Annotated in this window: 2 protein-coding genes; one reads left to right on the top strand and one right to left on the bottom strand. The window is 34.2% G+C overall.

The features are described from left to right. Positions 1–125: 125 nt before the first annotated feature. Positions 126–563 carry a MarR family winged helix-turn-helix transcriptional regulator gene (locus AC1DUW_RS27640; RefSeq protein WP_053345129.1) on the bottom strand — a complete coding sequence of 146 codons (438 nt, stop codon included), beginning with the start codon at positions 561–563 and terminating at the stop codon, positions 126–128. Between the two features lie 92 nt (positions 564–655). Here AC1DUW_RS27640 and AC1DUW_RS27635 point away from each other — a divergent pair. Beyond that, positions 656–1,777 (top strand): histidine kinase dimerization/phospho-acceptor domain-containing protein (locus AC1DUW_RS27635; protein ID WP_477644028.1); only part of this gene is annotated, 1,122 nt, incomplete at its 3' end.

Below are 1,777 nucleotides of genomic sequence, written 5' to 3'. Positions count from 1 at the left end.
GTTCCACCTTGTATGTGCTAACCAAACCAGGTAAACCCACAGGTTTATTTGTGCGAGAAAATCGATAAAACGACGAAAAAAAAACCAGCACCTAATTTATTAATTAAAGGTGCTGGTTTAATAAGCTACTTTTGAGCGGAATAACCAATTTTTTTTAGTAATTCTATCACGGTAGCCTTTTCCTCTTTTGTAAGAACACTCATGATATCGTCGATTCTTTTTTCATGCTCAGGAAATACTCCTTCAATAAAGGCCTTTCCCTTATCCGTTATTTTGGCAAAAGTTACACGGCGGTCTTCTTTACATGCTATCCGCTGTAGATATTCCTTTTGTTCGAGCTTATCCACGACATATGTTATACTACCGCTCGCGAGCAGGATTTTTCCACCTATTTGCTGAAGAGGTTGATCACCTTTATGATAAAGCAATTCTAGTACTGCAAACTCTGTTGGATTCAAACCCTCTTCAGCTATATGTTTATTTACAACATCATTAATGGACCGATGAGCTCTCGACATCACAATAAACAGCTTTAAAGACTGTTGGATGTTATTATTCTCCATAACTTCACAACCTTAAAATTTTTAATTAAAATATCTTGAATTAAAAGTTATTATATGACATTACGGCTTCTTTGTCAATTTGACTAATCAGTATGTACTATTGTTTAATCATACAGTTTGATATACTAGAAAAAAAAGTTAAAGTAGTGACAATCATGAAAACTAGGCATAAATTTACCACATATCTGCTTATTGTTATTTTACCATTAATTATTCTATCTATCATTTTTTGGATGTACTTAGAACAATCCATCCATAAAGAGCGACAAGATCAAGCTGAATGGGTTGGATCAGTTTGTCAAGAATACATAGACGAAGTTATCAGTGAAACGAAAGAAAATCTGGAACTGCTTAGTCTTAGCAGTTCTGTTCTATATATGGAGGATAAAAAAACAAAACTCCTTATGAACTGGATTAAAGATACAGATCCGAGGTACGCAGGAGTATATTGGCTAAATCAAGATGGCATTTCTATTTCAGGGACAAATAAGGATTTCCTCCATTACTTTTTAATTGAACAGGATGATATAGACAAGGCAGTTGAAACCCAAAAAGCCGTTGTTGTTGGGAAGAGGGAGCTAAATAACTCGAGTTTTAATTATTTTACCATTTTCGCCCCTATTTTGGATAAAGACAAAAAGGTTCAAGGTTTTTTATTAGCACATATTAGGTTGGATTATATAGAAAATGGTTTAAAAATGCTTATCCCTAATCAATCGGTGAAACTAGAAACGAGCAATAAAACTCGCATTCTGGAGATAAATGCCGAAGGAGTTACTGGAAATTCAACATGGGTGAATGTTCCTTTGACTGAAGTAGATTGGACTTTTTCCGTTAAAATGCCCGACCAGCTTAACACCATCAACATGAATGTTTTTTTAATTTTTGTCTTTTTCACATTCTTTATTACTCACATGATATATACAGTTGTGGAGGAACAAATCGTTCGTAGAGAGAAGAAAAAACAAAAGCAATTAAACGAAATGCAGAAAATTGATTTTGTCGGTACACTGGCGGCTAGTACTGCACATGAAATAAAAAATCCCCTCACCGGCATTAAGGGACTAGTCCAATTACTTGTTGAAAAACACCCTGAAGAACAAGACCAGTTTTATTATTCTGTCATCATGAAAGAAATTGAACGRATAAATAGCATTGTCAGCGAGTTTTTAATTTTAGGAAAACCCATAGTACATACTTTATCCTTATACGAT

The sequence above is a fragment of the Peribacillus sp. P4_C12 genome, assembly GCF_056402095.1.
The sequence above is the reverse complement of the archived record's forward strand: the minus strand, read 5'-3'. Positions and strand labels throughout refer to the sequence as shown.

Coding starts and splice junctions, on each gene's coding strand:
- AC1DUW_RS27640 (WP_053345129.1), bottom strand. CDS start 563: ATGGAGAATAATAACATCCAACAGTCTTTAAAGCTGTTTATTGTGATG.